Here is a 2,743-nt window from a genome sequence, read left to right as displayed (position 1 = left end):
CCTCGGCCGGCGCGGCAAAGGCCTCGGCGTAGAACAGGCCCGACGACATGCCATGCGCGCCATCGGCCATGCAGTCGTCGAGCAGCGCCTGCATGCGCGCCAGTTCGTCGGCGCTGGCCGCCCGGTCGAGCGCCTGCATGCTCGCGTAGCGCAGCGTGGTGTGGCCGACGAGCGCGGCCACGTTGAGCGCGGGCCGCGCCGCGTCCACGGCCGCGCGGTACGCGGCCATGCTCGCGTACTCGAAGGCCTGCGCGCCGAGCAGCGTGAGCGGCGGCCCGGCCCGCGGCGTGCGGTACGGCGCGAGCGAGATGCCGCAGTTGCCCGTGACCACGGTGGTGATTCCCTGCGACAGCTTGGGCAGGCACAGCGGGTCGTGCAGCACGCTCGCGTCGTCGTGCGTGTGCGCGTCGATGAAGCCGGGGGCGATCACCCGGGCGCGGCAATCGACGCGCTCGACGTCGGACGGCGTCAGCCCGTCGGGCAAGCGCGCGCGCAGGTCCACGCCCAGCGCGGCGATGCGCGCACCCCGCAGCAGAAGGTCACCGGTCCACGCGGGGTCGCCCGACCCATCGACCACGAGTCCCGCTTCGAGCAGGATCGCCTTGCCTGCCGCGCTCACGCTGCGGCGCCCTTGGCGTCGCCGTCGCCGCTGTCGCCGTTGTCGTCGCTGTCGGGATCGTCCCAGCTTTGCAGCGGATGGACCGCCGTGTCGATGCCGTGGCGCCGGAACGCCTCGCGCGTGCGCTGCAGGCGCTGCACCGCGGACGCGCCGCGGCGCTGGGCCACGAGCACGGTCAGGATCTCGATGGCGGTCAGGTGCGTGAGGTAGGCGTCGATTCCCACGTGCATCACCGCGTCGTCGGGCACCGACAGCCCCAGCAGAAAGTCGGCCCTGGCGGCGAGCGCCGTTCCCGGCCGCGTGAGCGCGACCAGCCTGGCGCCCTGCGCGCGCGCGATGTCCACGGCGTCGAGCAGCGAGGGCATTCCGCCGACGTGCGAGATCGCGATCACCACGCCGCCCGGTCGCTGCGCCGCGCCGGCCACCTGCTGCAGGTGGTAGTCGGCCCAGGCGGTGGCCGACAGGCCGAGGCGAAACAGCCGCGCCTGCAGGTCGCAGGCCATGAACCACGAGGTGGCGCCCGCGCCGTACAGGTCGACGTGCGGCGCGGCCGCGATCGCCGCCACGGCGGCGTCGAGCACCGGTACGTCGAGCTGGCCGCGCACGCCCGAGACCGACGCCGCAGCGCTGCGCGCGATCTTGTCGACCACGGCGTCGGTCGCGTCCTCGATGCTCACGCGGCGGTGCAGCGGCGAGCCGCCGAGCGCCAGTTCCTGCGCGAGCGCGAGCTTGAACTCGCGCAGTCCGGCAAAGCCGAGGTCGCGGCAGGTGCGCATGATCGTCGGCACCGAGCTGCGCGAGCGCTCGGCCAGCTGCTCGAAGCTCTCCTGAAGAACGCGGTCGGGGTCTTCGAGGATCAGTTCGAGAATCGCGCGCCGCGTCGCCGGGGCGTGGCTGCGCAACGCAGCGATCTTCTGCAACAGGCAGGGGGTCATCGGCGCGCGGTCAGAAATGCATGCTCACCGCGTCGCTGACGCGGTAGTCCGATTCCACGACCGGCATCCAGTGCCATTTGTCGAAGGTGGTGCAGGGGTGCGAAATGCCCAGGCCCACACGGTCGCCGACTGCGGGCGCCTGCGGCGCTTGGGGCGCATCCGGGGCAACGTCCCAGCGCAGGTAGGCGTGCTGGTCGTTGAGCGCGCTGATCTTCCAGTCCGCGGGCGCGGCCTGCGCCGCGCGCGCGCCGCGCGCGGCGTGCAAGATCGGCACGGGCAGCGCCAGGTCGAAGGAAATGTCGCGCTTGCCGACCGCGAGGATCGCCAACCCCGGCTCGGGGCAGGACTGCACCGTGGCCCAGACTTCGAGCGCGGGCCGCAGGCTGGTGTCGCAGCCGCAGCCCAGGCGTTCCTCCACTGCGCCGAGCATGCGCCGGTAGACGCCGTGGTCGTGCGTGACGTAGCAGCCCGAGCGCAGCAGGCCGCGCACCGGCACGCCGAGCGCGGGTTTCAGGCGCTCGGCGACGAGGTCGAAGATGGCCGATCCGCCGGCGGAGAGCAGCACCTCGTCGGTCTCGAAAAGCCCGCGCGCAGCGCAATCGCAGGCCACGGCGTGCACGCGGTCCATCAGCGCCCGCGCGTAGGCCGCGTCGGGCGCGCTCGTGCCGGTGGCGCCCAGGCCTTCGTAGGCCTCGATTCCGACGAGCCGGACGGCAGCGCTCGCGCGCAGCCGGGTGGCGAGCGCGAGCGCCTGCGCATGCGTGCGGCAGCCGGTGCGCGCACCTTCGACGCCGATTTCGAGCAGGGTCTCGAATGGCAGGCTGCCCGCGTGGCGCTGCGCCCAGTCCTCGATCAGCGCCAGTTGCGCGAGCGAATCGACCAGGAACGCGATGCGCAGCCCGGCGTGCGCGCGCAGCAGCGTCTGGATTCCCGCGAGGTCCTCGTCGCTGAGCACCTGGTTGGCGATGAGCGTGCGGCGCGCGCCCGCCGCCACGCCCACGGCCAGCTGCGTGACGGTCGCGAAAGTCAGGCCCCAGGCGCCGGCGTCGAGCTGGCGCCGGAACAGCTGCGGCGACATGCTCGTCTTGCCGTGCGGCGCAAGGTCGATTCCCCAGGCGCGCACGCGCGCCTGCATCCACGCCAGGTTGTGCTCCAGCGCCTCGCGCTTGAGCAGGGCCAGCGGCAGCGG

The 2,743-nt window shown here is 73.3% G+C and carries 3 protein-coding genes; all 3 read right to left on the bottom strand.

All coding sequences use genetic code 11. The features are described 5' to 3' along the window. The coding region (locus VTU_RS0117915; RefSeq protein ID WP_010106748.1) for an amidohydrolase family protein at window positions 1-619 on the bottom strand (619 nt) is incomplete at its 3' end. After that, window positions 616-1,554 (bottom strand): MurR/RpiR family transcriptional regulator, encoded by a 939-nt coding sequence (locus VTU_RS28030; protein WP_010106746.1) that lies wholly within the window; start codon window positions 1,552-1,554, stop codon window positions 616-618. The genes VTU_RS0117915 and VTU_RS28030, both read right to left, overlap by 4 nt. Before the next feature lie 10 nt (window positions 1,555-1,564). After that, window positions 1,565-2,743: type III PLP-dependent enzyme domain-containing protein (locus VTU_RS0117905; RefSeq protein WP_010106743.1), on the bottom strand; the 1,179-nt coding region annotated here is incomplete at its 5' end.

This window comes from Verminephrobacter aporrectodeae subsp. tuberculatae At4, assembly GCF_000193225.1.
Classification (GTDB): Bacteria; Pseudomonadota; Gammaproteobacteria; order Burkholderiales; family Burkholderiaceae_C; genus Acidovorax; species Acidovorax aporrectodeae.
This window is presented reverse-complemented; position numbering and strand designations above follow the sequence as displayed.